The organism is Ruegeria sp. BHSC276 (assembly GCF_059612945.1).
In genome coordinates, this window is the sequence record NZ_JBXWRP010000005.1 from 217,149 (window position 1) to 241,616 (window position 24,468).

27 protein-coding genes are annotated in these 24,468 nt (G+C 63.5%); 17 read left to right on the forward strand and 10 right to left on the reverse strand.

The features are described 5' to 3' along the window. Positions 1-57 precede the first annotated feature (57 nt). From AC2FMD_RS10175 to AC2FMD_RS10190, 4 genes are read left to right on the forward strand one after another with little or no spacing between them, the layout of a single operon-like run. Positions 58-735, forward strand: coding sequence for a cell division ATP-binding protein FtsE (locus tag AC2FMD_RS10175; RefSeq protein ID WP_496741573.1), 678 nt, complete (start codon positions 58-60; stop codon positions 733-735). Next, positions 732-1,631: a cell division protein FtsX gene (locus AC2FMD_RS10180; protein WP_496794973.1), complete on the forward strand. Its 900-nt coding sequence runs from the start codon at positions 732-734 to the stop codon at positions 1,629-1,631. The genes AC2FMD_RS10175 and AC2FMD_RS10180 overlap by 4 nt, the downstream gene beginning before the upstream one ends. Beyond that, positions 1,631-2,374, forward strand: coding sequence for a lysophospholipid acyltransferase family protein (locus AC2FMD_RS10185; protein ID WP_496741577.1), 744 nt, complete (start codon positions 1,631-1,633; stop codon positions 2,372-2,374). The genes AC2FMD_RS10180 and AC2FMD_RS10185 overlap by 1 nt, the downstream gene beginning before the upstream one ends. After that, positions 2,358-2,963 (forward strand): pyridoxamine 5'-phosphate oxidase family protein, encoded by a 606-nt coding sequence (locus AC2FMD_RS10190; RefSeq protein ID WP_496794974.1) that lies wholly within the window; start codon positions 2,358-2,360, stop codon positions 2,961-2,963. Before AC2FMD_RS10185 ends, AC2FMD_RS10190 begins: the two co-directional genes overlap by 17 nt. On the opposite strand, the gene AC2FMD_RS10195 is transcribed toward AC2FMD_RS10190, so the two are convergent. After that, positions 2,964-3,557 (reverse strand): NAD(P)H-dependent oxidoreductase, encoded by a 594-nt coding sequence (locus AC2FMD_RS10195; RefSeq protein WP_490360231.1) that lies wholly within the window; start codon positions 3,555-3,557, stop codon positions 2,964-2,966. A 102-nt stretch (positions 3,558-3,659) separates the two neighbouring features. Between AC2FMD_RS10195 and AC2FMD_RS10200 the strand changes: the two genes are divergently transcribed. Continuing rightward, positions 3,660-4,238 (forward strand): TetR/AcrR family transcriptional regulator, encoded by a 579-nt coding sequence (locus AC2FMD_RS10200; protein WP_496794975.1) that lies wholly within the window; start codon positions 3,660-3,662, stop codon positions 4,236-4,238. 18 nt (positions 4,239-4,256) lie between these two features. Here the strand turns inward: AC2FMD_RS10200 and lpdA are convergent, their stop codons facing one another. The 7 genes from lpdA to sucC form a co-directional block, all read right to left on the reverse strand. Beyond that, on the reverse strand, positions 4,257-5,645 hold the full coding sequence (gene lpdA / locus AC2FMD_RS10205; protein WP_496741580.1) for a dihydrolipoyl dehydrogenase: 1,389 nt from the start codon (positions 5,643-5,645) through the stop codon (positions 4,257-4,259). Between the two features lie 69 nt (positions 5,646-5,714). After that, positions 5,715-5,984: a hypothetical protein gene (locus AC2FMD_RS10210; RefSeq protein WP_496711656.1), complete on the reverse strand. Its 270-nt coding sequence runs from the start codon at positions 5,982-5,984 to the stop codon at positions 5,715-5,717. Positions 5,985-5,988: 4 nt separating this feature from the next. After that, positions 5,989-7,488, reverse strand: a complete 1,500-nt coding sequence (gene odhB, locus AC2FMD_RS10215; RefSeq protein WP_496741582.1) for a 2-oxoglutarate dehydrogenase complex dihydrolipoyllysine-residue succinyltransferase — start codon at positions 7,486-7,488, stop codon at positions 5,989-5,991. A gap of 6 nt (positions 7,489-7,494) precedes the next feature. Beyond that, positions 7,495-10,449, reverse strand: coding sequence for a 2-oxoglutarate dehydrogenase E1 component (locus tag AC2FMD_RS10220; RefSeq protein ID WP_496683233.1), 2,955 nt, complete (start codon positions 10,447-10,449; stop codon positions 7,495-7,497). After that, on the reverse strand, positions 10,446-10,988 hold the full coding sequence (locus AC2FMD_RS10225) for a DUF805 domain-containing protein (protein WP_496688058.1): 543 nt from the start codon (positions 10,986-10,988) through the stop codon (positions 10,446-10,448). Before AC2FMD_RS10225 ends, AC2FMD_RS10220 begins: the two co-directional genes overlap by 4 nt. Before the next feature lie 44 nt (positions 10,989-11,032). Beyond that, the gene (gene sucD / locus AC2FMD_RS10230; protein WP_496683228.1) at positions 11,033-11,917 is read right to left on the reverse strand and encodes a succinate--CoA ligase subunit alpha; all 885 of its coding nucleotides are present in this window, start codon (positions 11,915-11,917) and stop codon (positions 11,033-11,035) included. A gap of 84 nt (positions 11,918-12,001) precedes the next feature. Beyond that, the gene (gene sucC / locus AC2FMD_RS10235) at positions 12,002-13,195 is read right to left on the reverse strand and encodes an ADP-forming succinate--CoA ligase subunit beta (RefSeq protein WP_496683226.1); all 1,194 of its coding nucleotides are present in this window, start codon (positions 13,193-13,195) and stop codon (positions 12,002-12,004) included. A 378-nt stretch (positions 13,196-13,573) separates the two neighbouring features. Between sucC and AC2FMD_RS10240 the strand changes: the two genes are divergently transcribed. Further along, positions 13,574-14,566, forward strand: coding sequence for a zinc transporter ZntB (locus AC2FMD_RS10240; protein ID WP_496794976.1), 993 nt, complete (start codon positions 13,574-13,576; stop codon positions 14,564-14,566). Positions 14,567-14,664: 98 nt separating this feature from the next. Here AC2FMD_RS10240 and mdh read toward each other — a convergent pair whose 3' ends face one another. Continuing rightward, positions 14,665-15,627 carry a malate dehydrogenase gene (gene mdh, locus AC2FMD_RS10245; RefSeq protein ID WP_496683221.1) on the reverse strand — a complete coding sequence of 321 codons (963 nt, stop codon included), beginning with the start codon at positions 15,625-15,627 and terminating at the stop codon, positions 14,665-14,667. Positions 15,628-15,787: 160 nt separating this feature from the next. On the opposite strand from mdh, the gene AC2FMD_RS10250 reads away from it, so the two are divergent. After that, a complete protein-coding gene (locus AC2FMD_RS10250; protein ID WP_496741586.1) occupies positions 15,788-16,543 on the forward strand; it encodes a sulfite exporter TauE/SafE family protein in 756 nt (251 codons plus the stop codon). A 3-nt stretch (positions 16,544-16,546) separates the two neighbouring features. Here the strand turns inward: AC2FMD_RS10250 and AC2FMD_RS10255 are convergent, their stop codons facing one another. Further along, positions 16,547-16,852 (reverse strand): hypothetical protein, encoded by a 306-nt coding sequence (locus AC2FMD_RS10255; protein WP_496741588.1) that lies wholly within the window; start codon positions 16,850-16,852, stop codon positions 16,547-16,549. A 179-nt stretch (positions 16,853-17,031) separates the two neighbouring features. Between AC2FMD_RS10255 and AC2FMD_RS10260 the strand changes: the two genes are divergently transcribed. The 10 genes from AC2FMD_RS10260 to AC2FMD_RS10305 all read left to right on the forward strand — a co-directional run bounded on the left by AC2FMD_RS10260 (position 17,032) and on the right by AC2FMD_RS10305 (position 24,307). Next, positions 17,032-17,889 (forward strand): HpcH/HpaI aldolase/citrate lyase family protein, encoded by an 858-nt coding sequence (locus AC2FMD_RS10260; RefSeq protein WP_496741590.1) that lies wholly within the window; start codon positions 17,032-17,034, stop codon positions 17,887-17,889. Positions 17,890-17,895: 6 nt separating this feature from the next. Beyond that, positions 17,896-18,450: an NnrU family protein gene (locus AC2FMD_RS10265; protein ID WP_496741592.1), complete on the forward strand. Its 555-nt coding sequence runs from the start codon at positions 17,896-17,898 to the stop codon at positions 18,448-18,450. A gap of 12 nt (positions 18,451-18,462) precedes the next feature. Then, positions 18,463-18,669 (forward strand): DUF1737 domain-containing protein, encoded by a 207-nt coding sequence (locus tag AC2FMD_RS10270; protein WP_496683208.1) that lies wholly within the window; start codon positions 18,463-18,465, stop codon positions 18,667-18,669. Beyond that, positions 18,669-19,697 carry a MaoC family dehydratase gene (locus AC2FMD_RS10275; protein WP_496741596.1) on the forward strand — a complete coding sequence of 343 codons (1,029 nt, stop codon included), beginning with the start codon at positions 18,669-18,671 and terminating at the stop codon, positions 19,695-19,697. The genes AC2FMD_RS10270 and AC2FMD_RS10275 overlap by 1 nt, the downstream gene beginning before the upstream one ends. 60 nt (positions 19,698-19,757) lie before the next feature. Continuing rightward, complete coding sequence (locus AC2FMD_RS10280; protein WP_496741600.1) at positions 19,758-20,420, forward strand: DUF1194 domain-containing protein; 663 nt, start codon at positions 19,758-19,760, stop codon at positions 20,418-20,420. 215 nt (positions 20,421-20,635) lie between these two features. Beyond that, positions 20,636-21,022: a succinate dehydrogenase, cytochrome b556 subunit gene (gene sdhC / locus AC2FMD_RS10285; RefSeq protein ID WP_149776949.1), complete on the forward strand. Its 387-nt coding sequence runs from the start codon at positions 20,636-20,638 to the stop codon at positions 21,020-21,022. Between the two features lie 13 nt (positions 21,023-21,035). Further along, complete coding sequence (gene sdhD / locus AC2FMD_RS10290; RefSeq protein ID WP_149776948.1) at positions 21,036-21,407, forward strand: succinate dehydrogenase, hydrophobic membrane anchor protein; 372 nt, start codon at positions 21,036-21,038, stop codon at positions 21,405-21,407. Positions 21,408-21,426: 19 nt separating this feature from the next. Further along, a complete protein-coding gene (gene sdhA / locus AC2FMD_RS10295) occupies positions 21,427-23,232 on the forward strand; it encodes a succinate dehydrogenase flavoprotein subunit (RefSeq protein WP_496683195.1) in 1,806 nt (601 codons plus the stop codon). Positions 23,233-23,244: 12 nt separating this feature from the next. After that, entirely contained in the window at positions 23,245-24,024 is a 780-nt protein-coding gene (locus AC2FMD_RS10300) for a succinate dehydrogenase iron-sulfur subunit (protein ID WP_496683194.1), read from the forward strand. A gap of 136 nt (positions 24,025-24,160) precedes the next feature. Continuing rightward, on the forward strand, positions 24,161-24,307 hold the full coding sequence (locus AC2FMD_RS10305; protein WP_496688082.1) for a hypothetical protein: 147 nt from the start codon (positions 24,161-24,163) through the stop codon (positions 24,305-24,307). The last annotated feature ends 161 nt before the right edge of the window (positions 24,308-24,468 follow it).

Sequence of the window (24,468 nt, forward strand, 5' to 3'; positions counted from 1 at the left end):
CATTGAAACCGGGGGCGGGCTCGGGCAAGAAGGGCGCAACCGAAAATGGGGGCAGGCGTGATCGAGCTGGAAAATGTCAGCTACGGCTATGGTGGCGGTGAGCTGCTGAGCGATGTCTCGGTTCAGTTGCAGCCGGGGTCTTTCCATTTCCTCACCGGGCCGTCGGGGGCTGGCAAGACCACGCTGCTGAAACTGTGCTATGGCGCGCTGCTGGCCAGTTCGGGGCGGATCAGCGCCTTTGATCAGGACATCGCCCGGCTGGACCGCGATCAGATGGCCCTGCTGCGGCGCCGGATCGGGGTGGTGCATCAGGATTGCCGATTTCTGGATCACATGACCCTGGCCGAGAACGTGGCCCTGCCGTTGATGGTCTCGGGCCGCGCGGAGGAGTCCCACGGTGCCGATCTTGCCGAATTGTTGACATGGGTCGGCCTCGGCAGCCGCATGGACGCCCTGCCGCCCGAACTGTCGGGCGGCGAGCGGCAACGGGCTGCGCTGGCCCGCGCGGTGATCCTGTCGCCCGACGTGGTGCTCGCGGATGAGCCCACCGGAAACGTAGATTGGGAGATGTCGCAGCGGCTGATGCAGCTGTTGATCGAGCTGAACCGCATGGGCAAGACGGTGGTGATCGCCACCCATGACCTGAGCCTGATCCGGGCGGCCAAAAGCCATGTGCAGGCGCGGGTGCTGCGGATATCGCGGCGGCGGCTGCATCTGGCAGGGGCAGACCTATGATCGGGCAGGACATCCGCACACTGTTGCGCCGCGACACAAGGGCAGACCGCGTGGTGCCGCCCACCGGCTTCACCGCCCATCTGACCCTGTTCGTCTCGGGCGCGATGGCGTTTCTGGCCATGTTCGCGCTGGCGCTGTCGCTGGCCGCAGGCCGGTTGGCCGATCGCTGGGCTTCGGAGCTGGCCGGAGCGGCCACTCTGCGGATCAATGCGCCCGCTGAACAGCGCGCCGCGCAGACGCAGGCGGCGTTGGCGGTTCTGAAACAGACCCCCGGCGTGGCCTCGGCCCGCGCGATCAGCGCCGAGGAGCAGGCCGCGCTGCTGGCCCCCTGGTTTGGACCAGACCTGCCGCTGGACACGCTGCCGGTGCCGCAGCTGATCGAAATCATCGAGGGCGAGCCGGGGCTGGACACGATGGGCCTGCGCCTGCGGCTGGCGGCCGAGGTGCCCGGAGCCGTTCTGGATGACCATTCTCGCTGGCGCGAGCCGCTGGTCGATGCGGCTACCTCGTTGCGGCGGTTGGGCTGGGTCTCGATCCTGCTGATCGGTGGGGCCACGGCGGCGATGATCACGCTTGCGGCCAATGCCTCGCTTGCGGCCAACGCCCAGATCATCGAGGTGTTGCGTCAGGTCGGCGCGCGCGACCGTTTCATCGCCGGCGCTTTCGTGCGGCGGTTTACCTGGCGCGCGTTTTTCGGTGCCGTGGTGGGGGCGGTTCTGGGCCTGACCGGGGTGCTGCTGCTGCCCGAGGCCTCGGACGCTGGCGGTTTCCTGACCGGCCTTGGGTTTCAGGGATTCGATTGGCTACTGCCTGCTGTAATCCCCATTCTGGGCGCGGCAGTGGCCTTTGCCGCGACATGGTCGGCGGCCCGTCGCAAATTGAAGGAGCTTTCGTGATGGCAATGGCGTTCCAATGGGTGCGCTCGCTGATCTTCATGGTCACGATCTACGCATGGATGGCGGTTCTGGGCCTGGTCTTCGCGCCCTATGCGCTGTTCTCCAAGCGCGGGGCCTTGCGCGCCTGCAAGATCTATGCGCGCACCACTATTTGGCTGGCGCGCTGGATGGTGGGCATTCGCGGCGAGGTGCGCGGCAACGTGCCCACGGGCGAGGTGGTGATCGCCGCAAAGCATCAGTCATTCTTCGACATCATCCTGATCTTTGACGCGGTTCCCCACGGCAAGTTCATCATGAAGCGCGAACTGCTGTGGACTCCAATCATCGGTATGTACGCACGTCGACTGGGTTGTATACCGGTCGATCGAGGCAAACGCGGCGCCGCGGTGGCCAAGATGGTCAAGGACGTCGCCAAGGAGTTTACCGAACCCGGACAGCTGGTGATCTATCCGCAGGGCACCCGCGTGGCGCCGGGGGTCTACAAGCCCTACAAGGTCGGCTCCGCCGTTCTGTACGAGGGGCTGGGCTTCCCCTGCGTGCCGGCGGCCACCAATGTGGGAGTATTCTGGCCCCGGTCGGGAATTCTGCGTAAACCCGGCCATGCAATCGTCGAGTTCCTCGACCCGATCGAACCGGGCGTCGATCGCGAAAACTTTCTGGCCAGGCTGGAAGAAGTGATCGAGACGCGCTCGAACGAATTGATGCGCGAAGTTGGGTTTGATCCGGATGCGGTACATCAATGACATCACCGCGCTCGAGACGTTGTACGGCACCCCCGGCGCGGCCTCGTTGCGCAAGGTCGCGCGGCAGCTGACGCCGCTTTACCGTAAATGGATTATGGCGTCGCGTCTGTGCGTGCTGTCCACGGTGGGGCCAGAAGGGGTGGATGGCAGCCCCCGGGGTGATGACGGCCCGGTAGTCACGGAACTTGACCCCGGCACCCTTGCCTTGCCCGACTGGCGCGGCAACAACCGCCTGGACAGCCTGCGCAACATCGTGCGCGATCCGCGTGTGGCGCTGATGTTCATGGTGCCTGGCTCGAACAACGTGGTGCGGGTGAATGGCACTGCCCGGTTGACGGCCGATTCCGACCTGCGCGCCCGGTTCGAGAAACAGGGCAAGCAACCGGCCACCGTGATCGTTATCGAAATCGGGGAAATCTACACGCAATGCGCCCGCGCGCTGATGCGGGCCGAAACCTGGACCGGCGGCGATCGCAGTGCCGGATTGCCGACAGTGGGCGAGATCCTGGCCGAGGTGTCGCAGGGCGAGGAAGGCGGCGCACGCTACGACCGGGAATGGGGTGCGCGCGCCGCAAAGACAATGTGGTGATCACGCTGCCGCTGCGCCCAGCCGGGTGACCCGCGCGATCCATTTCTGAACGCTGTCTTGCTTGGGGTAGCTGGCACCGGAAAACCAGGTGAACCGCGTCGGCTTGAACCCGACGAACCCCAGAACCTGACCGCGCATCTGGTGGATCAGCGCCCGGCGATAGGCCAGCCGCATGAACCAGCCCGGCGTGTCCGAGGTGATGATGACGCGCGCGGTCCTCCCGCCCAGCATCGGTGCCGGCAGCCCCAGCTTGTTGGGATTGCGGGTGTCGAACGTGCGGCCCGGGATGAACATCCGGTCGATCAGCCCCTTGAGCTTGGCAGGCAGGCCACCCCACCACATAGGCGTCGTCAGAACCAGGTGATCGCTCCATTCGAAGTCCTGCAGAACCTGTTCCAAAACCGGCTCCAGCGGTTTGAAATCATGATAGTTGCCCTGTCCGAAATCGAAATCGAACTCCAGATCGCTGAGGTGAACGGTCTTGACGTCATGGCCCTTGGCGCGGGCGGCTTCGGCATAGGTGTCGGCAAAGGTGCGCGACAGGCTGCTTTCGGCGGGGTGACCGTCGAGGATGAGAATTTTCTTGGGGTGCATCGGGATTCTCCTAAAATTGACCACGGTCATTTTATAGAATCAAAAAATGACCACGGTCAATATAAAATTTGACCACGGTCAAAAAACATGCGAACAAGCCTCATGCATAAGACAATTCAGAAACGAACCCTGAAAACCCGCGCCAAGCTGCTGCAGGCGGCGGCGGATGTGGTGCAAAAGAACGGATACCAGGCATTGCGCGTGGAAGAGGTGGTGCAGGCCGCCGGTGTGGCCAAGGGCACCTTCTTTGCCCATTTCCACGACAAGGACGCGCTGATGGAGATCCTGATCGGCGAAAAACTGGACGCTTGTCTGGATCAGGCGCAGGCGGCGGAAACGCCGAACACCGTGCCCCAGATCATCGAGGCCCTGGCCCCGGTGCATGATTTTATGATGTCGGAACGCTATGTGTTCGACCTGCTGATCCGTTATTCCGGTGCCGCCGCGATCTCTGAAATCGGGCCGATCGCCTATTGCTTCGAGAAATACTTTCGGATCGTGATGATTTGGCTGGATCAGGCCGAGGTCCGACAGGACGTGTCGACCGACCTGCTGGCCGAGGGCGTGCAGGCCTTTGCCATCCAGGCCATGTCACTGAAATTCTGCGCCCTACATTCGGCGACGACATTCACCGACCGGCTGGAAACCTATCTGCGGGCGTGGCTGACTCCGGCGGCCTGACCGCCGGAGCCGAACTCATCAGGCGTGGATCGGACCGTCGCCGCAGGCCAGCGCGGCCTCGCGCACGGCCTCGGAATAGGTCGGGTGCGCGTGGCAGGTCAGGGCCAGATCCTCGGCCGAGGCGCCGAATTCCATCGCCACGCAGACCTCGTGGATCAGATCGCCCGCACCGGGGCCGATGATGTGGCAGCCCAGGATACGGTCGGTCTCCTTGTCGGCCAGGATCTTGACGAACCCGTCGGCAGCAAAATTCGCCTTGGCGCGGCCATTGCCCATGAAGCTGAACTTGCCGACCTTGTAGGCGCGGCCCTGCTCCTTGAGGGTGGCTTCGGTCTCGCCGACATTGGCAACCTCGGGCCAGGTGTAGATCACGCCCGGAATGACGCCATAATTCACATGGCCATGCTTGCCCGCAACCACTTCGGCGGCGGCCATGCCTTCGTCCTCGGCCTTGTGAGCCAGCATCGGGCCTTCGATCACGTCGCCGATGGCGTAGATGCCCGGCACGTTGGTCTGCCAGTCCTTGCCCACCTTGATCTGGCCGCGCGGGGTCAGCTCGACCCCCAGCGCCTCCAGCCCCAGACCGTCATGGAACGGCTTGCGCCCGGTGGCGACCAGAACGGTGTCGGCCTCGATCACGTGCTCGCTGTCATCCTTGCGCAGCTTGTAGGTCACCTTGGCCTTGGTCTTGGTCGCCTCGGTCTTTTGCACCGCGGCGCCCATGACGAAGTTCAGGCCCTGCTTTTTCAGGATGCGCTGGAAGATCTTCTGCACCTCGGGGTCCATGCCTGGGGTGATGACGTCGAGGTATTCGATCACCGTCACCTCGGCGCCCAGACGCTGGTAGACCGAGCCCAGTTCCAGCCCGATCACGCCTGCGCCGATCACCACCAGCTTTTTCGGGATCTTGCCCAGCTCCAGCGCGCCGGTCGAGGTTACGACGACCTTCTCGTCCACCTCGACGCCGGGCAGCGAGGCCGCCTCGGACCCGGTGGCGATGATGATGTTCTTAGCCTCGTGCACGTCGTCACCGACCTTGACCTTGCCGGGCGCAGGGATCGAGCCCCAGCCCTTGAGCCAGTCGATCTTGTTCTTCTTGAACAGGAACTCGACACCTTTGGTGTTGGTGTCGATCACGTCCTGCTTGTAGGCCTGCATCTGTTTCCAGTCGACCGAGGGGCTTTTGCCCTTGAGGCCCATCTTGGCAAAGTTGTGCTCGGCCTCGTGCAGTTGGTGGCTGGCATGCAACAGCGCCTTCGAGGGGATGCAGCCCACGTTCAGACAGGTGCCGCCCAGCGTCTCGCGCCCTTCGACGACGGCGGTTTTCAGGCCCAGCTGCGCGCAGCGGATGGCGCAGACATAGCCGCCGGGACCGGCGCCGATTACGATGACGTCATAGTTAGCCATTTTGTTCTCCCAAATCCGCGGAGTGTATTTTGAACGGCGACCCGAAGTGCGGGCCGCCGGTGTTTCGGCCTAGACCGGTGTCAGCAGCTTGACCTGGATATGTGCCACGCCACCGCGTTCGTGATGCATGGCCAGTTCTTCCGAGTCGAAGAACGCCCGGGCCTTGTCCAGGTCGGCGACTGCGAACAGCGCCACCGCGTGGTCACGCTGATCGGGGTCTTTCCACACATGCAGGTCGACGATCCCGGCCGCCTTGCGCATGGGCTGATCCTCGCGGAACACCTTCAGCCAGGCGTCGAAATCGGCCACGTCGGCCTGCCATAGAACATGCGTTGCCATGCGATTACAGGTCCATCAGCAGGCGGCGCGGATCTTCCAGCGCCTCTTTCACGCGCACCAAGAAGGTGACCGCGCCCTTGCCATCGACGATCCGGTGGTCATAGGACAGGGCCAGATACATCATGGGGCGGATCTTGATCTCGCCATTGATGACCATCGGGCGTTCCTGGATCTTGTGCATGCCCAGAATGCCCGACTGCGGGGGGTTCAGGATCGGCGAGGACATCAGCGAGCCATAGACGCCACCGTTGGAGATGGTGAAGGTGCCGCCCTGCATCTCGGCCATGCTCAGCTTGCCTTCGCGGGCGCGCTTGCCCTTCTCGGCGATGGCCTTCTCGATCTCGGCGAACGACATCCGGTCGGCGTCGCGGATCACCGGAACCACCAGACCCTGCGGGGTGCCGGCGGCGACGCCCATGTGGACATAGTTCTTGTAGACGATGTCATTGCCGTCGATCTCGGCATTGACCTCGGGCACTTCTTTCAAAGCGTGGCAGCAGGCCTTGGTGAAGAAGGACATGAAGCCCAGGCGCACGCCGTGCTTCTTCTCGAACTGGTCCTTGTACTGGTTGCGGATGGACATCACCTCGGTCATATCCACCTCGTTGTAGGTGGTCAGGATCGCGGCGGTGTTCTGCGCGTCCTTCAGGCGCTTGGCGATGGTCTGGCGCAGGCGCGTCATGCGCACGCGTTCCTCGCGCGCGGCATCCTCGGCGGCCACGGGTGCGCGCGGGGCTGCGGCCGGTGCCGGGGCGGCCGCGGCAGGGGCTGCGGCGGTTGCGACGGCGCGGGCCACGTCTTCCTTCATGATGCGGCCATCGCGGCCGGTGCCGGTGACCTGATCGGCCGACAGGCCGGCCTCGGCCATGGCCTTTTCGGCCGACGGCGCATTGGCCACGTCCTTGCCGGTGGCGGCTGCTGCAGGGGCAGGGGCAGCCGCGGCCGGTGCAGCAGGTGCGGCGCCTGCTTCAGCGCCCGAGATCACCGCCAGTTTGCCGTTGGCCTCGACGGTTGCGCCTTCGGGGGCCAGGATTTCGGCCAGAACGCCGGCGGCGGGGGCGGGAACCTCGACCGAGACCTTGTCGGTCTCCAGCTCGCACAGCATTTCGTCCTGCGCGACGGTGTCGCCCACCTTCTTGAACCAGGTCGAAACGGTGGCTTCGGTCACGGATTCGCCCAGCGTGGGCACCATCACGTCAACGCTGCCGCCCGAGGCCGCAGGGGCAGCCGCCGGGGCGGCTTCGGCCTTGGTCGGGGCGGCACCCTCGCCGGCCTGGATCGTGGCCAGCAGCGCATCGACACCCACGGTCTCGCCTTCGGCCGCGACGATCTCGCCCAGCACGCCGGCGGCGGGCGAAGGCACCTCGACCGTGACCTTGTCGGTCTCGAGCTCGCACAGCATTTCATCGACCGCCACGGTGTCGCCGGGCTTCTTGAACCAGGTCGCAACGGTGGCTTCGGTCACCGACTCGCCAAGCGTTGGAACACGAACTTCAATCGTCATCGTTTCTTATCCTTCAATGCTCAGCGCTTCGTTCACGAGCGCCTCTTGTTGGGCTTTGTGTTGGCTGGCCAGACCCGTCGCGGGCGAGGCCGAGGTGGCGCGGCCCACATAGCTGGGCCGGGTATGCTTGGCGCCGATCCGGGTCAGGACCCATTCGATGTTGGGTTCGATGAAGCTCCAGGCGCCCTGGTTCTTGGGCTCTTCCTGGCACCAGACCATCTCGGCCTGTTTGAACCGCTCAAGCTCGTTGATCAGCGAATGGGCCGGGAACGGATAGTATTGCTCGATCCGCAGCAGATAGATGTCGTCGATCCCGCGCGCGTCGCGCTCCTCGAGCAGGTCGTAGTAGACCTTGCCCGAACACATCACCACGCGCTTGATCTTGTCGTCGGGCACCAGTTGCGTGTCCGAATTGCCCTTTTGCGCGTCGTCCCACAGCACCCGGTGGAAGCTGGACCCGGTGGTGAAGTCCTCGGCATTGCTGATGGCCAGCTTGTGGCGCAGCAGCGATTTCGGCGTCATCAGGATCAGCGGCTTGCGGAAGGTGCGGTGCAGCTGACGGCGCAGGATGTGGAAATAGTTCGCGGGCGTGGTGCAGTTGGCCACGATCCAGTTGTCCTGGCCGCACATCTGCAGGAACCGCTCCAGTCGCGCCGACGAGTGCTCGGGGCCTTGCCCCTCGAACCCGTGCGGCAGCAGGCAGACAAGGCCGGACATGCGCAGCCATTTGCTTTCGCCCGAGCTGATGAACTGGTCGAACATGATCTGCGCGCCATTGGCGAAATCGCCGAACTGGGCCTCCCACAGAACCAGCGCGTTGGGCTCGGCCAGCGAATAGCCGTATTCGAAGCCCAGAACCGCGTATTCCGACAGCATCGAGTCGATCACCTCGTACTGGGCCTGTCCGGAGCGGATGTGGTTCAGGGGATAGTAGCGCTCTTCGGTTTCCTGGTTGATAAAGCCCGAATGGCGCTGGCTGAAGGTGCCGCGGGTGGCGTCTTGCCCCGACAGGCGCACCGGGTAGCCCTCGGTCAGCAGCGACCCGAAGGCCAGCGCCTCGCCGGTGGCCCAGTCAAAGCCCTGACCGGTTTCGAACATCTGCTTCTTGTGTTCCAGCAGGCGGCCCACCGTCTTGTGCAGGGCGAAGCCTTCGGGCACCTTCACCAGCGCCTTGCCGACCTCGGCCAGGGTGTCGGGCGAAATCGCGGTTTCGCCGCGGACATATTCTTCCTTGTTCTTGTCCAGATGCGACCAGCGCCCGTCCAGCCAGTCGGCCTTGTTGGGCTTGTATTCCTTGGCGGCCTCGAACTCGTCGTTCAGATGCGCCTGGAACGCGGCCTTCATGTCCTCGATCTCGCCCTCGGGGATCAGACCGTCCTTGACCAGCCGCTCGGTGTACAGCGACAGCGTGGTCTTGTGGGTCTTGATCTTCTTGTACATGATCGGGTTGGTGAACATGGGCTCGTCGCCCTCGTTGTGACCGAACCGGCGATAGCAGAACATGTCGATGACCACGTCCTTGTGGAACTTCTGCCGGAACTCGGTCGCCACCTTGGCCGCATGCACCACCGCCTCGGGGTCGTCGCCGTTGACGTGGAAGATCGGGGCCTCGACCATCAGCGCGATGTCGGTCGGATAGGGGCTCGAACGCGAGAAATGCGGCGCGGTGGTAAAGCCGATCTGGTTGTTCACCACGATATGCATGGTGCCGCCGGTGCGGTGGCCGCGCAGACCCGACAGGCCAAAGCCCTCGGCCACCACGCCCTGACCGGCAAAGGCCGCGTCTCCGTGCAGCAGAACGCCCATGACCTGGGTGCGCTCGGTGTCGCCGTGCTGGTCCTGCTTGGCGCGGACCTTGCCCAGAACAACCGGGTTTACCGCCTCCAGGTGCGAAGGGTTCGCCGTCAGCGACAGGTGCACGGTGTTGCCGTCGAACTCGCGGTCGCTCGAGGCGCCCAGGTGGTATTTCACGTCGCCCGAGCCGTCCACGTCCTCGGGCTTGAAGCTGCCGCCCTGGAATTCGTTGAAGATGGCGCGGTACGGCTTGCCCATCACGTTGGCCAAGATGTTCAGACGGCCGCGGTGCGGCATGCCGATGACGATTTCCTTCAGACCCAGCGCGCCACCGCGCTTGATGATCTGCTCCATCGCCGGGATCAGCGCCTCGCCCCCGTCCAGGCCGAACCGCTTGGTGCCCATGTATTTCACGTGCAGGAACTTCTCGAAGCCTTCGGCCTCGACCATCTTGTTCAGGATCGCCTTGCGGCCTTCCTTGGTAAAGGCGATTTCCTTGCCGTAGCCCTCGATCCGTTCCTTCAGCCAGGCGGCCTGTTCCGGGTCGGAAATATGCATGTACTGCAGTGCGAAGGTGCCGCAATAGGTACGCTTCACGATCTCGACGATCTGGCGCATGCTGGCGACTTGCAGACCCAGCACGTTGTCGATGAAGATCGGCCGGTCCATGTCGGCGTCTGTGAAGCCATAGGTCTTGGGGTCCAGCTCGGGGTGGGGCTCGGTCGAGCGCATGCCGAGCGGGTCGAGATCGGCAACCAGGTGCCCGCGGATGCGGTAGGCCCGGATCAGCATCAGAGCGCGGATCGAGTCCAGCACTGCGCGCTTGACCTGCTCGTCGCTGACCTCGACGCCCGCCTTGGCGGCCTTTTCCTTGATCTTGTCGCCGGCCGCCTTGGCATCGGTCTCGGCCCATTCGCCGGTCAGGGCGCCGGTCAGGTCATCATTGGGCATCGGCGGCCAGTCGGGGCGCGCCCAGGAGGGGCCCTGCGCCTCTTTCTGGACGTCGGGTGCTGCATCTCCCATCTGCCGGAAGAACTCGGCCCAGGCCGCGTCGATGGCGCCGGGGTCCTTGGTGTACTGGGCGTAAAGCTGCTCCAGATACTCGGCATTGTGCCCCTGCATGAAGCTCGAGGCATGGAAGGCGGAATTGGGCGAGTGTTCGGTCATTGGGCTACCTCATATGGGTTGGGACCGTATTTGTTGGTGCCCGGCTGGCTGGGGCGGGACAGCCACCACAGCACCAGCAGGGGCGACACGAAAAGAACCAGCAGCGTCGGGATCACGATCAGCAGCGTGGCGCGGGTAAACAGGATGTCGAGGTTTCCGCCATGCTGGAAGCTCGAGGCGAGGCCGATGCCAAAGACCAGAACGGCCGCAGCCCCAAGGATCAGAAGGACCGGTAGCAGGGCATAAAGCCCACTGCGCCCGGTATCGTGCATCCGCCGCCAGGCCACGGCCAGATGCGGGAAAAACACGATCAGGCCGACAATCGTCTGAACCGGCTGGCTGGATACCGCGGTGACCGAGGTTCCGGCCTCGGTCTGGATCGTCGTAACCTGGGTGAAGAACTGCCAGTCGATGACCGCGGCGATCGCGTTCCAGATCACGATGAACAGCAAAAAATACCAATACTCGGGGCGAGAGGCCCGCCCCGAGAAGGTGAAATACTTGGAGAAACACGTTCTGACGGCTTCGGTGAAGGTCATGTGTTTCGCTCCGCTGGGGCCGGCCCGCAAGTCGGGCCGGCAGGTTACTTGCCGATCGCTTCCAGCACGGCCTCGCCCAGCTTGGCGGGGCTTTCGGCCACGACGATGCCGGCGCTGCGCATGGCTTCGATCTTGTCTTCGGCACCGCCCTTGCCGCCGGCGACGATGGCGCCCGCGTGACCCATGCGGCGGCCCGGAGGCGCCGTGCGGCCAGCGATGAACCCGGCGACCGGCTTCTTGCGACCTTTCTTGGCCTCATCCGCCAGGAACTGCGCGGCTTCTTCCTCGGCCGAGCCACCGATCTCGCCGATCATGATGATCGACTCGGTCTCGTCATCGGCCAGGAACCACTCCAGCACGTCGATATGCTCTGTGCCCTTGATCGGGTCGCCGCCGATGCCCACGCAGGTGGACTGGCCCAGACCCACATCGGTGGTCTGCTTGACCGCCTCGTAGGTCAGCGTGCCGGAACGCGACACGACGCCGACCGAGCCACGCTTGTGGATGTGGCCGGGCATGATGCCGATCTTGCAGGCGTCGGGCGTGATGACACCGGGGCAGTTCGGGCCGATCAGGCGCGATTTGCTGCCTTCCAGCGCGCGCTTCACCTTCATCATGTCCAGCACCGGGATGCCTTCGGTGATGCAGACGATCACTTCCATCTCGGCGTCGATCGCCTCGAGGATCGAATCCGCGGCAAAGGGCGGCGGCACGTAGATCACGGTGGCGTTGGCCTCGGTCTGGTGCTTGGCCTCGTGGACCGAGTTGAACACGGGCAGGCCCAGATGGGTCATGCCGCCTTTGCCCGGCGTCACACCGCCGACCATCTTGGTGCCATAGGCGATGGCCTGTTCAGAGTGGAACGTGCCCTGCGAGCCGGTAAAGCCCTGACAGATCACTTTGGTATTTTCGTCGATGAGGACTGCCATTTGGCGTTCTCCTGTTTTCGGCGGGGTCCGACCCGCCAGCATTCATCGGAATGGCGGGCCGTGACCCGCCCTGCGTTAACGGGTTCAGCCCTTGACCGCCTTCACGATCTTCTGCGCGGCGTCGTCCAGGTTGTCGGCGGCGATCACGTCCAGGCCCGAGCTGTTGATGATCTCTTTGCCCTTCTCGACATTGGTGCCTTCCAGACGCACCACCAGCGGAACCTTCAGGCCCACCTCTTTCACCGCGGCGACGACGCCTTCGGCGATGACGTCGCAGCGCATGATGCCGCCGAAGATGTTGACCAGGATGCCTTTGACATTCGGGTCGCTGGTGATGATCTTGAACGCCTCGGTCACTTTCTCTTTGGTGGCGCCGCCGCCCACGTCCAGGAAGTTGGCCGGCTCGGCTCCGTAAAGCTTGATGATGTCCATCGTGGCCATGGCCAGGCCCGCGCCGTTGACCATGCAGCCGATCTCGCCATCCAGCGCGATATAGTTCAGGTCGTATTTGCTGGCTTCCAACTCCTTGGGGTCTTCCTCGGTGGTGTCGCGCAGTTCGGCGATGTCGGGGTGGCGATAGATCGCGTTGCCGTCAAAGCTCAGCTTGGCGTCCAGCACCTTGAGGTCGCCGCCCTCGGCCACGATCAGCGGATTGATTTCCAGCATCTCCATGTCCTTCTCGACGAAGGCTTTGTACAGGATGCCCATCAGGCGCACGCACTGCTTGACCTGCCCGCCTTCCAGACCCAGCGAGAAAGCGATGCGGCGGCCGTGGAACGGCTGATAGCCGGTGGCCGGGTCAACCGAGAAGGACAGGATTTTCTCGGGCGTCGCGGCGGCCACTTCCTCGATGTCCATGCCGCCTTCGGTCGAGCACACAAACGAGATGCGGCTGGTCTGGCGATCGACCAGCAGGGCCAGGTACAGCTCGCGCTCGATGCCCGATCCGGCCTCGATATACACGCGGTTGACCTGCTTACCTTCGGGGCCAGTCTGGTGCGTAACCAGCGTGCGGCCCAGCATCTTCTTGGCTTCCTCGGCGGCTTCCTCTACCGATTTGGTCAGACGCACGCCGCCCTTGTCGCCGGCGTCGGGTTCCTTGAAGTGACCCTTGCCGCGGCCCCCGGCATGGATCTGCGCCTTGACCACCCAAAGCGGGCCGTCCAGTTCACCGGCTGCGGTTTTCGCCTCTTCCGCACGCAGCACCGCGCGACCGTCCGAAACCGGCGCGCCATAGCTGCGAAGAAGGGCCTTGGCCTGATATTCGTGAATGTTCATCGAAACTGTCCCGTCTGACTACGATTGGATCGTTATAGGGGTGTCCAACGGGCAAAATTAAAGGGTTTTCTTACCGGAAGAAGGTTTTTGCCGAGGATTTTCCGTTTTTGTGATCACGGCATTTTGGGGTGTGATCACAAAAGATGAGTTGGTTGATGTTGATTCGACCCGCCGAGAATCTGTCGCAAAAATACATTCAAGAGCCGCCTTCTAAGCCGTTTGCGCCAACAGTACTGGCTCGGATCGCGGTGGAGTATCGGGCCTCGCCGAATTCGAATGACTTGGCGCCGGCGCGCTTGGCCGCTAACCTGTCTGGACCTGTCTGGACCTGTCTTGATCCGTCAAGATACTTGGGTCGAATAAGAAATGACTGAGCGGATGACAGTGACCACTCCTTCCCTTCCCGACACGATGACCATGATCTTCGATGGATCTGGCAATGCGCGGCTGCTGGATGCCGATGGCTTTCCCGCTTGGTCACCCCGCGGTCCGGAAGAGCAGTTTGCCTGGCAGCACTTGCGTCTTGGGGGAGAAGGCACGGTTGCGCTGCTCCGCGCCGCCGGGCTGGACGAGTTCGTGATAGATGCGCTGATGGCCGGCGAAACACGGCCCCGCTGCACCGTGCATGGCGGAGGCGTCATCCTGAACCTGCGGGGCGTGAACCTGCTGGAGGGGCAGCCGCCCGAGGACATGATCTCGGTCCGACTGTGGCTGACGGAAACAAAGATCATCGGTGTCTGGCGCCGCCCACTGGATGCGGTTGCGGACATGCTGGCGGCAATCGATCGTGGGCAGGCACCGCGATCGCCAGGTGACTTCGTCGCGCGGTTGGCCTTGCGGCTGGCCGACCGGGCCGAGCCCGCCATCACCGATCTGAACGAACGCGTGGATGACCTCGAGGAGTTGCTGTTGGAGCCGGATGCCGAAATTTCCCGGGCCGAACTCGCGGCGATCCGCAGGTCATCCATCGTTCTGCGGCGATACCTGGTGCCACAGCGCGATGCGTTGACGACGCTCGAGATCGAAGATTTGCCCTGGCTGCAGCCCTATGACCGGTCGAGATTGCGCGAAGCCTCGGAGCGCATCTACCGCATTGGCGAAGATCTGGCGGCCGTGCGCGAACGGGTTCAGATCATTCTCGACCAGCTGATGGATGAACGTGCCGAACGCATGAACAACCGTATGCTGGTATTGTCAGTTGTCAGCGCCGTATTTCTGCCCCTGGGTCTGGTGGCTGGCGTGCTGGGGATCAACGTCGGCGGCATCCCCGGGGCCCAAGACCCGAACGCATTCTGGGTTGTTTGTTTGCTGCTGGTGGCCCTGGGAGGGGTGCTGTTGCTGGTGGCGCGATGGCTTGGGATGTTTCGCTGACCGTCCTGTCAATCGAAACGCCCCGCCGGTGGGCACCAGCGGGGCGACGATCGATTGTTTGACGAGGCCACCGGAGCCCCGGTGACCCGAGCCGGGTGTTACGCCAGCGAGCTGTCGATGCCTTTGCAGGCCTCAACCAGACCCTTCACGGCGTTGACCGACTTGTCGAACATGTCCTGTTCTTCCGCGTTCAACTGGATGTTCACGATCCGCTCGATGCCGCCGGCGCCGATTACGGTAGGAACGCCTACATACATGCCCTTCACGCCCAACTCGCCATCGCAATAGGCCGCGCAGGGCAGAACGCGCTTTTGGTCTTTCAGATAGGCTTCGGCCATTTCGATCGCCGAGGTGGCGGGCGCGTAATAGGCCGAGCCGGTCTTCAGCAGGCCGACGATCTCGGCGCCGCCGTCACGGGTGCGCTGGACGATGGCGTCCAGCTTCTCCTGCGTGGTCCAGCCCATCTTGACCAAGTCGGGCAGCGGGATGCCGGCAACGGTCGAATAGCGCACCGATGGCACCATCGTGTCGCCATGGCCGCCCAGAACAAAGGCGGTGACGTCCTTCATCGACACGTCGAATTCTTCGGCCAGGAAGTGGCGGAAGCGGGCCGAGTCCAGCACGCCGGCCATGCCGCAGACCTTGTTGTGGGGCAGGCCCGAGAACTCGCGCAGCGCCCAGACCATCGCGTCCAGCGGGTTGGTGATGCAGATGACGAAGGCGTCGGGGGCGTGGGCGGCGATGCCTTCACCGACCGACTTCATCACCTTCAGGTTGATGCCCAGCAGGTCGTCACGGCTCATGCCCGGCTTACGCGGCACGCCGGCGGTCACGATGCAGACGTCTGCGCCTGCGATGTCCTCATAGGACTGGGTGCCCTTCAGCTTGGCGTCAAAGCCCTCGGACGGGCCGGATTCGGCGATGTCCAGCGCCTTGCCTTCCGGGATGCCCTCGGCGATGTCGAACAGAACGACATCCCCCAGTTCCTTCATTGCTGCGAGGTGGGCAAGCGTGCCCCCGATCTGACCTGCGCCGATCAGCGCGATCTTGGGTCTGGCCATTTGGATTGTCTCCGGTCGGTTTTGAAATCGCGGTTGTGCTAGTCGCTAAAACGCCGTTGCGCAAGGGTTCTGCGGCGCGGCATGCGACCGCATACCGTTTGCCTGCCCCGGGCCGGTTGCGCTAAACCACCCGCAGGACAAGCCGTTTCGAGGCCGCCGCATGGTCGAATTGAACCTGATGTTTTTTGCCGTGGCGATCCCGGCCGTGATCTTTGCAGGCATTTCCAAGGGCGGCTTCGGCTCGGGCGTGGCCTTTGCGTCGTCGTCGATTCTGGCGTTGATCCTTGATCCGGGGCAGGCGCTGGCGCTAATGTTGCCGATCCTGATGGTGATCGACCTGGCCACCCTGCGCCCCTACTGGAAACGGTGGAACTGGCCCGACGCGCGTCTGCTGATGCTGGGCGCGGTGCCGGGCGTGGCGCTGGGCGCGCTGCTGTACCGGGCGACCGACGAAGACCTGCTGCGCCTGCTGATCGGGGGCATTTCGGTGGGCTTCGTTGTCTGGCATGTGGCGCAGACCCGCGGCTGGGTGCGCGGCTTCGCCAACCGCCTGCCGCCTCCGGCCGGGCTGTTCGCGGGGCTGGTCGCCGGCTTCACAAGCTTCGTCAGCCACGCCGGCGGCCCGCCCGCCGCCGTCTATCTGCTGTCACAGCGCCTGACGAAGACCGAGTTCCAGGCCACCACCGTGCTGGTCTTCTGGGTCATCAACATCGCCAAGTTCCTCCCCTATGCCTATCTGGGCATGTTCACCCTGCAGACCGCTTGGGCCGACCTGCTGCTGACCCCTTTCGCCATCCTCGGCGCCTGGCTGGGCGTGCGCGCCCATTGGATGATGTCCGAGCGGGTCTTCTTCGGCATCGCCTATGTTCTGCTGACCCTGACCGGCTCGAAACTGATCTGGGACGCGCTGACCTGAACGTCAGGCATTGGGCGGCAACGCTTCGGCCAGAACCTCATAGGCCTCGCCTGCCGCGATCAGGCAGGTCATGCCATCCGGCAAGGTCACGGTGATCGTCCAGGTGCCGGTTTCGTCCGAGGCAAAGACCTCCATCACCGCCCCCTGCTGCACCATGCCGATGCCGCGTCGGGTCTCACCATAGGTCTCGGCCAGCCGACGCAGCGCATCGGCCCGCGGCGCACAGTTCGGCGTCTGCGCCTGCAACTGCTGCGCGGCCAGCGCCATGATGCCCAGACCCATCGTCATCTTTAGAAACGTCATTTTCATCGTCAGCCCCTTCTGCCTGTTGCCCGAGAAAGGCTGGCCCAACCATGCCGAAATCCGGTTAAGGCGACGCGCGTTGCGGGGGGCGTCGCGTCACATGCTGCAATGCGGCGATTTTGCGCTTGAACTTTCCGGCAAAAAATGCCCCATTCTGCGCAACTTTATTTCAACGAGAGGTTCCCATGGACCCGCGCCAGCGCCCCTACCGATCCGTTCTCTACATTCCAGGCTCCAAGGAACGGGCGCTCGACAAGGCGCGCTCGCTGCCCGTCGATGCCATCATCTTTGACCTTGAAGACGCCGTTGCCGCCGATGAAAAGGACAATGCCCGTGAAACGCTCAAGGCCGCGCTGGCGTCGGGCGGCTATGACCCGCGCGTCAAGATCGTGCGAATCAACGGTCTGGACACCCCTTGGGGCCGCGCCGATGCCGAGGCCGTGCGCGAGATGGATGCCGACGTGGTGCTGCTGCCCAAGGTCAACTCGGCCGCCGATGTCGATGCACTGGCCGCAATCACCGGCGACCTGCCGATCTGGGCGATGATGGAAACCCCGCGCGGCATGCTGAACGCGGCCGAGATCGCGGCGCATCCGCTGATGGCGGGCTTTGTCATGGGCACCAACGATCTGGCCAAAGAGCTTCAGACCCGCTTCCGCCCCGACCGCCTGCCGCTGATGACCTCGCTGGGCCTGTGCCTGCTGGCCGCCAAGGCCGAGGGGCTGGTGATCGTCGATGGTGTCTACAACGCCTTCAAGGATACCGAGGGGCTGGCCGTCGAATGCGCGCAGGGCCGCGACATGGGTTTCGACGGCAAGACCCTGATCCATCCCGCGCAGGTCGAGACCGCCAACACCGCCTTCGCCCCCTCCGAAGCCGAGATCGACCTGGCCCGCCGTCAGATCGCCGCTTTCGAAGCGGTCGAGGCCAAGGGGCAGGGCGTTGCTGTGGTCGATGGCAAGATCGTGGAAAATCTGCACGTTGTAACTGCCCGCGAAATTCTGGCAAAAGCAGAGGCGATATCAGCTTTGCAAGTGGGGTAAGCCAGCATGGGCTTCGTTCTTCTCATTCTCGGTGTGGCGCTTTGGTGGGCGGCACATCTGTTCAAGCGCCTGATGCCCGCCCGCCGCGCGGCCATGGGCGATTCCGGCAAGGGGGCCGTTGCGGGTGCGCTGGTCGTGTCGATCCTGCTTATGATTTTCGGCTATCGCATGACCGATTTCATCCATGTCTGGGCACCACCCAGCTTCATGATCCACATCAACAACCTGCTGGTGCTGATCGCGATCTGGATGATGAGCCCGGCCGGAACCAAGGGCCGACTGCTGAACAAGGTGCGTCATCCGATGCTGGGCGGGTTCAAGCTCTGGGCCTTTGCGCATCTGCTGGTCAATGGTGATCTGGCGTCGATCATCCTGTTCGGCGGCCTGTTGGCATGGGCGGTGGTCGAAGTGATCGTCATCAACAAGTCCGAGCCCGACTGGACCCCGGGCGAGCCGGGAACGCTGGGCAAGGATGCGATGTTCTTCGCGGCCTCGATCGTGCTGCTGGGCGTCATCGGCTACATTCACGGGCTGGTCGGCCCGTCTCCGTTCCCAGGCTAGGCGGGTGACGTGATGGCGAAACTTTATCGACTGCTGACCGAAGAGGACACCTCGGCCTTCTGCCACAAGGTGTCCGAGGCGCTGGCCAAAGGGTGGGAGCTGCACGGCTCTCCGGCCTATGCCTTCGATCCGTCCACCAACAAGATGCGCTGTGCGCAGGCCGTGACCAAGCAGGTCGCGGCCGATTATTCCCCTGACATGAAACTGGGACAGCAGTAATGGCAAAAACCAATCCGGGCCGCTTTTTCGAGGACTACTCCATCGGGCAGGTGCTGCACCATGCGGTGCCCCGCACCGTGACGGTGGGTGAGCGAGCGCTCTATCATGCGCTCTATCCCGCGCGCCACGCGCTCTATTCCTCGGACGAGTTCGCCCGGAGCTGCGGCCTGCCGCAAAGCCCGATCGACGATCTGGCGGCGTTCCATGTGGTGTTCGGCAAGACGGTTCCGGATGTGTCGCTGAACGCGGTCGCGAACCTGGGCTATGCCGAGGGGCGTTGGCTGCAGCCGGTCTATCCCGGAGACACCCTGCGGTCGGAATCCGAGGTCATCGGGCTGAAACAGAACTCGAACGGCAAGACCGGCGTGGTCTGGGTGCGCACGCGCGGGCTGAACCAGCGCGACGAGGTGGTGATCGAATATGTGCGCTGGGTGATGGTGCGGAAATCGAACCTTGATGCGCCTGCCCCGGAAACCGTGGTGCCGGACCTGAAAAAGGCGCTGGAGCCCGGCGACCTCATGGTGCCGAACGGGCTGGATTTCAGCAAATATGACTTTGCTCTGGCAGGTGATCCGCACCGCTGGGGTGACTACCAGATCGGCGAAACCATCGACCATGTCGATGGCGTGACCGTGGAAGAGGCCGAGCACATGCTGGCCACCCGCTTGTGGCAGAACACCGCCAAAGTGCATTTCGACCTGACTTTCCGACCCGATGGGCGGCTGATCTATGGCGGCCATGTGATCTCGATGGCGCGCGCCTTGTCCTTCAACGGGCTGGCCAATGCGCAGATGATCGTCGGCCTGAACGGCGGTGCCCATGCCAACCCCTGTTTCGCCGGAGACACCATCAAGGCGTGGTCCGAGGTGTTGGACAAGGCCGAAACCGGCGTGCCGGGTGTGGGTGCCATCCGCCTGCGACTGGTGGCGACCAAGGGCGGCGAGCCCTATGCCCTGCGCGGCCCGGATGGAAAGTACAGCCCCGACGTGCTGCTGGATCTGGACTATTGGGCGCTGATGCCGATCTGAGCGGGCTGACCCCCACAGTCTTGTGATCCCGACCGGGCCGAACCGTGCTAGGTTCGGCTCATGTCTTTTCTGCGTATCCTTGCTGCTGCGCTCTGTCTCGGCCGCCCGGCGTCGGCCTGCGATCTGGCGCTGGCTTTGGCCGTGGATGTTTCCGGCTCGGTCGACAGTTCGGAATACCGCATCCAGATGGATGGGCTGGCGGCCGGGTTGCGCGACCCGGTCGTGTCCGAGGCGCTGGTGCGCGGCCAGGCCCGGCTGATGCTGGTGCAATGGACTGGCGAGTCGCGGCAGCGTGTCACCATCCCCTGGACCCGCATCGACGGGTTCGCCGCGGTGGACGCATTTGCGGAACAGGTGGCGACAGATCCGCGCGTGTGGCGCAACTTCTCGACCGCGATCGGCGAGGCGTTGGAAATGACCGTGAACAGTTTTATGGACGTACCAGACTGCAAGCGCCGCCTGATCGACATCTCGGGCGACGGGGTGTCGAACGAAGGCATTGAGCCGACCGAAATACACGACCTGCTGCGCCGTCAGGGGATCACCGTGAACGCCATCGCCATCGAGGAAAGCGAGCCCGATCTGACCGCCTATTTCTATGAAAACGTCATCGTGGGCGAAGGTGCTTTCGTGGTCTCGGCTGCGGGTTTTGAAGACTATCCAGAACGTATCCGCAAGAAACTGCTGCGCGAAGTCACCCGCCAGACGGCCAGGGTCAAGTGACGGAAAAAGATTCGTGATCACATCGCTTGCGGCCTGAAAACGCTAACATTGACGGGTGGCGATGAGATTTGTGATCACGGGAATATTTTGCGTGATCACAAAAAACGGCCAATAGGGTCATTTGCGCGCAATTTGCTCTTTTTTGCGCCTGCGGCGCGTGACAGAGATGTAAAAAGCAGTAAAACCTTCGGTAGCCAACCCAAAAAGGAGCCGCCATGGCCGATGTCAATCGGGGGAACCGCCCGCTTTCGCCGCATCTGTCGATCTATCGTCCACAGTTGACCTCTGTCACCTCGATCCTCACGCGGATCACCGGCAACGCCATGTTGGTGGCGGCGCTGCTGATCGTGTGGTGGTTCCTGGCCGCGGCCACCTCGCCCGAGGCCTATGCGACCGCCAATGCCGTGATTACGTCGTTGCTGGGCGACTTGGTGATGGCTTTGTCGCTGTGGGGGCTGTGGTACCACACCCTGGCCGGCATCCGCCACCTGATCTGGGACAACGCCGTCGGGCTGGACCTGCCCACTGCCTACAAGCTGGGTTGGGCGGTCGTGATCGGATCGGTCGTTCTGACCCTCGTCACCCTGTTGATCGTTGCATAACCGGAGGCCTGACATGCGTTACCTTACCGACCGCAAGCGTGCCCTTGGCCTGGGCTCGGCCAAATCCGGCACCCAGCATTTCTGGGCGATGAAGGTCAGCTCGGTTGCCTTGCTGATCCTCGTGCCGCTGTTCGTCTTTACCTTCGGGCCGACCCTGGGCCAGCCTTATGACGTGATGCTGGACTACTATTCGCGCCCGTTCCCGGCCATCGTTGCGGCGCTGACGCTGGCCGTTGGCTTCAAGCACTTCGCCGATGGCGCGCAGGTGATGATCGAGGACTATGTGCACGGCACGCTTGAAAAGGTTCTGATCATCCTCGTGACCTGTCTGTCCTATGGCGCGGCCGCCGCTGGCATCTTTGCCATCGCCCGCATCGCCCTCTAACACCCCGGAGCTGAAAGAAATGGCTGCATACGAATACGAAACGCACGAATATGACGTGGTTGTCGTCGGCGCCGGTGGGGCCGGGCTGCGGGCCACGCTGGGCATGGCCGAGCAGGGGCTGCGCACGGCCTGCGTGACCAAGGTTTTTCCGACGCGCTCGCACACCGTCGCGGCACAGGGCGGCATCGCGGCGTCGCTGTCGAACATGGGCCCCGACCACTGGCAGTGGCACATGTATGACACCGTCAAGGGCTCGGACTGGCTGGGTGACACCGACGCGATGGAATACCTGGCGCGCGAGGCGCCCAAGGCGGTGTATGAGCTGGAGCACTATGGCGTGCCCTTCAGCCGGACCGAGGAAGGCAAGATCTATCAGCGCCCCTTCGGTGGCCACACCACTGAATTCGGGGAGGGCCCGCCGGTGCAGCGCACCTGTGCCGCCGCCGACCGGACCGGTCACGCGATCTTGCACACGTTGTACGGACAGTCGTTGAAGAACAACGCGGAATTCTACATCGAGTATTTTGCGATCGACCTGATCATGTCCGAGGACGGTCAGTGCCAGGGCGTCGTCTGCTGGAAGCTGGACGACGGTACCATGCATGTCTTCAACGCCAAGATGGTCGTGCTGGCTACGGGCGGTTACGGCCGCGCCTATTTCAGCGCGACCTCGGCCCATACCTGCACCGGCGATGGTGGTGGCATGGTGGCCCGCGCGGGTCTGCCGCTGCAGGACATGGAATTCGTGCAGTTCCACCCGACCGGCATCTATGGCTCGGGCTGTCTGATCACCGAAGGCGCGCGCGGCGAGGGTGGATATCTGACCAACTCGGAAGGCGAACGGTTCATGGAGCGTTACGCGCCCCACTACAAGGACCTGGCGCCGCGTGACTATGTCAGCCGCTGCATGACGATGGAGATCCGCGAAGGGCGGGGTGTGGGCAAGAATGGTGATCACATCCACCTGAACCTGTCGCACCTGCCGGCCGAGGCTCTGGCCGAGCGGCTGCCGGGGATCTCTGAATCGGCCAAAATCTTTGCCGGCGTCGACGTGACCAAGGAGCCGATCCCGGTTCTGCCGACGGTGCACTATAACATGGGCGGCATTCCGACCAACTATTGGGGCGAGGTGCTGAACCCGACCGCCGACAACCCCACCGCCGTGGTGCCCGGCTTGATGGCCGTGGGCGAGGCCGGCTGCGCCTCGGTGCACGGCGCCAACCGGCTGGGCTCGAACTCGTTGATCGACCTGGTGGTGTTCGGCCGGGCCGCCGCGATCCGCGCCGGCAAGGTGGTGGACCCCGAAGCGCCGAACCCGGTGCTGAACAAGGCGTCGGTCGACAAGGCCTTCGACCGGTTCGACGCGCTGCGCAACGCCAACGGCGCGACCCCGACTGCCGAATTGCGGCTGGAAATGCAGAAGACCATGCAGGAAGATGCAGCCGTGTTCCGCACCGCCGAGACGCTGGCGCAAGGCGTCGAGAAGATGACCGCGATCGCGGCAAAGCTGGACGACCTGAAGGTCACCGACCGCAGCCTGGTCTGGAACAGCGACCTGATGGAAACGCTGGAGCTGACCAACCTGATGCCCAACGCGCTGGCCACCATCGTTGGTGCCGAGGCGCGCAAGGAATCCCGCGGCGCCCACGCGCACGAGGACTTCCCCGAGCGCGACGATGAGAACTGGCGCGTGCACACCGTGGCGCGGGTCGAGGGCAACTCGGTCGAGTTGAGCTATCGCCCGGTCATCGTCGATCCGCTGACGCCCGAAGAACAGGGCGGCATCAGCCTTGAAAAGATCGCGCCCAAGGCGCGGACCTTCTAAGGAGAGGAACACATGGTACAACTGACCCTCCCCAAGAATTCGCGCATCACGACGGGCAAGACCTGGCCCAAGCCCGAAGGGGCGAGCAACGTGCGCAAGTTCCAGATCTATCGCTGGAACCCGGACGATGGCCAGAACCCGCGGGTCGACACCTATTTCGTCGACATGGACGATTGCGGCCCGATGGTCCTGGATGCGCTGATCTACATCAAGAACAAGATCGACCCGACGCTGACCTTCCGCCGGTCCTGCCGCGAGGGGATCTGCGGCTCCTGCGCGATGAACATCGACGGGATCAACACGCTGGCCTGCATCTACGGCATGGACGAGATCAAGGGCGACGTGAAGATCTATCCGCTGCCGCACATGCCGGTGGTCAAGGACCTGATCCCCGATCTGACGCATTTCTATGCGCAGCACGCCAGCATCATGCCGTGGCTGGAAACCAAGACCAACCGGCCTGCGAAAGAATGGCGGCAGTCGATCGAGGACCGCAAGAAGCTCGACGGCCTTTATGAATGCGTGATGTGCGCCAGCTGCTCGACCTCGTGCCCCAGCTACTGGTGGAACGGCGACCGTTATCTTGGCCCCGCGGCGCTGCTGCATGCCTATCGCTGGATCATCGACAGCCGTGACGAGGCCACGGGCGAGCGTCTGGATCAGCTCGAGGATCCGTTCAAGCTGTATCGCTGCCACACGATCATGAACTGCGCCAAGACCTGCCCCAAAGGTCTGAACCCGGCCAAGGCGATTGCCGAGATCAAGAAGCTGATGGTCGAACGCACCGTTTGACCCCGAACCAAGACCGCACTTGCCGCATTGCGGCAAGTGCATGGCCCACATGTGAAATCATCGGATGTGCGCCGCCCCGGTCGGGCTTATGTTTGGCGCTGGGGAGGAGTGACGGATTGGAAACAGGATCACTCCGATGAAAACCGAAAACAGCACCGCCAAAACCGATGCAACCGAAGCCCTGAAGTTGCTGGAGCAGGCTTGGGCCTATTATACACCCGCGCCGGCGAAACACGCCGAGGACAAGGAACCCGAACTGTTCGAATACGCCAACGCGGCCTGATGTGCGGCGGGGGTTGGGCTTGAACATCGGCACGATGTGAGCGAAGCAGGGGCATGCCTATTCTTCTGCTCCTGCTCGCCGCCGGTGTATTCGCCTATTTCTTTTGGCGATCGCGCACGTCGGCGCTGACGCGCGACTGTCGTTGGCGGCGACACCGGAAG

Excerpts from the sequence above, each read along its gene's own strand:
- AC2FMD_RS10305 (WP_496688082.1), top strand. The coding sequence starts at position 24,161 with ATGAAAACCGAAAACAGCACCGCCAAAACCGATGCAACCGAAGCCCTG.
- AC2FMD_RS10260 (WP_496741590.1), top strand. The coding sequence starts at position 17,032 with ATGGACCCGCGCCAGCGCCCCTACCGATCCGTTCTCTACATTCCAGGC.
- AC2FMD_RS10250 (WP_496741586.1), top strand. The coding sequence starts at position 15,788 with ATGGTCGAATTGAACCTGATGTTTTTTGCCGTGGCGATCCCGGCCGTG.
- AC2FMD_RS10185 (WP_496741577.1), top strand. The coding sequence starts at position 1,631 with ATGGCAATGGCGTTCCAATGGGTGCGCTCGCTGATCTTCATGGTCACG.
- sucC (WP_496683226.1), bottom strand. The coding sequence starts at position 13,195 with ATGAACATTCACGAATATCAGGCCAAGGCCCTTCTTCGCAGCTATGGC.
- AC2FMD_RS10240 (WP_496794976.1), top strand. The coding sequence starts at position 13,574 with ATGACAGTGACCACTCCTTCCCTTCCCGACACGATGACCATGATCTTC.
- sdhA (WP_496683195.1), top strand. The coding sequence starts at position 21,427 with ATGGCTGCATACGAATACGAAACGCACGAATATGACGTGGTTGTCGTC.
- AC2FMD_RS10300 (WP_496683194.1), top strand. The coding sequence starts at position 23,245 with ATGGTACAACTGACCCTCCCCAAGAATTCGCGCATCACGACGGGCAAG.
- AC2FMD_RS10255 (WP_496741588.1), bottom strand. The coding sequence starts at position 16,852 with ATGAAAATGACGTTTCTAAAGATGACGATGGGTCTGGGCATCATGGCG.
- AC2FMD_RS10280 (WP_496741600.1), top strand. The coding sequence starts at position 19,758 with ATGTCTTTTCTGCGTATCCTTGCTGCTGCGCTCTGTCTCGGCCGCCCG.
- AC2FMD_RS10180 (WP_496794973.1), top strand. The coding sequence starts at position 732 with ATGATCGGGCAGGACATCCGCACACTGTTGCGCCGCGACACAAGGGCA.
- AC2FMD_RS10190 (WP_496794974.1), top strand. The coding sequence starts at position 2,358 with ATGCGGTACATCAATGACATCACCGCGCTCGAGACGTTGTACGGCACC.
- sdhC (WP_149776949.1), top strand. The coding sequence starts at position 20,636 with ATGGCCGATGTCAATCGGGGGAACCGCCCGCTTTCGCCGCATCTGTCG.
- AC2FMD_RS10195 (WP_490360231.1), bottom strand. The coding sequence starts at position 3,557 with ATGCACCCCAAGAAAATTCTCATCCTCGACGGTCACCCCGCCGAAAGC.
- AC2FMD_RS10270 (WP_496683208.1), top strand. The coding sequence starts at position 18,463 with ATGGCGAAACTTTATCGACTGCTGACCGAAGAGGACACCTCGGCCTTC.
- odhB (WP_496741582.1), bottom strand. The coding sequence starts at position 7,488 with ATGACGATTGAAGTTCGTGTTCCAACGCTTGGCGAGTCGGTGACCGAA.
- AC2FMD_RS10210 (WP_496711656.1), bottom strand. The coding sequence starts at position 5,984 with ATGGCAACGCATGTTCTATGGCAGGCCGACGTGGCCGATTTCGACGCC.
- AC2FMD_RS10265 (WP_496741592.1), top strand. The coding sequence starts at position 17,896 with ATGGGCTTCGTTCTTCTCATTCTCGGTGTGGCGCTTTGGTGGGCGGCA.
- AC2FMD_RS10220 (WP_496683233.1), bottom strand. The coding sequence starts at position 10,449 with ATGACCGAACACTCGCCCAATTCCGCCTTCCATGCCTCGAGCTTCATG.
- sdhD (WP_149776948.1), top strand. The coding sequence starts at position 21,036 with ATGCGTTACCTTACCGACCGCAAGCGTGCCCTTGGCCTGGGCTCGGCC.
- sucD (WP_496683228.1), bottom strand. The coding sequence starts at position 11,917 with ATGGCAGTCCTCATCGACGAAAATACCAAAGTGATCTGTCAGGGCTTT.
- AC2FMD_RS10275 (WP_496741596.1), top strand. The coding sequence starts at position 18,669 with ATGGCAAAAACCAATCCGGGCCGCTTTTTCGAGGACTACTCCATCGGG.
- mdh (WP_496683221.1), bottom strand. The coding sequence starts at position 15,627 with ATGGCCAGACCCAAGATCGCGCTGATCGGCGCAGGTCAGATCGGGGGC.
- AC2FMD_RS10200 (WP_496794975.1), top strand. The coding sequence starts at position 3,660 with ATGCATAAGACAATTCAGAAACGAACCCTGAAAACCCGCGCCAAGCTG.
- AC2FMD_RS10225 (WP_496688058.1), bottom strand. The coding sequence starts at position 10,988 with ATGACCTTCACCGAAGCCGTCAGAACGTGTTTCTCCAAGTATTTCACC.
- lpdA (WP_496741580.1), bottom strand. The coding sequence starts at position 5,645 with ATGGCTAACTATGACGTCATCGTAATCGGCGCCGGTCCCGGCGGCTAT.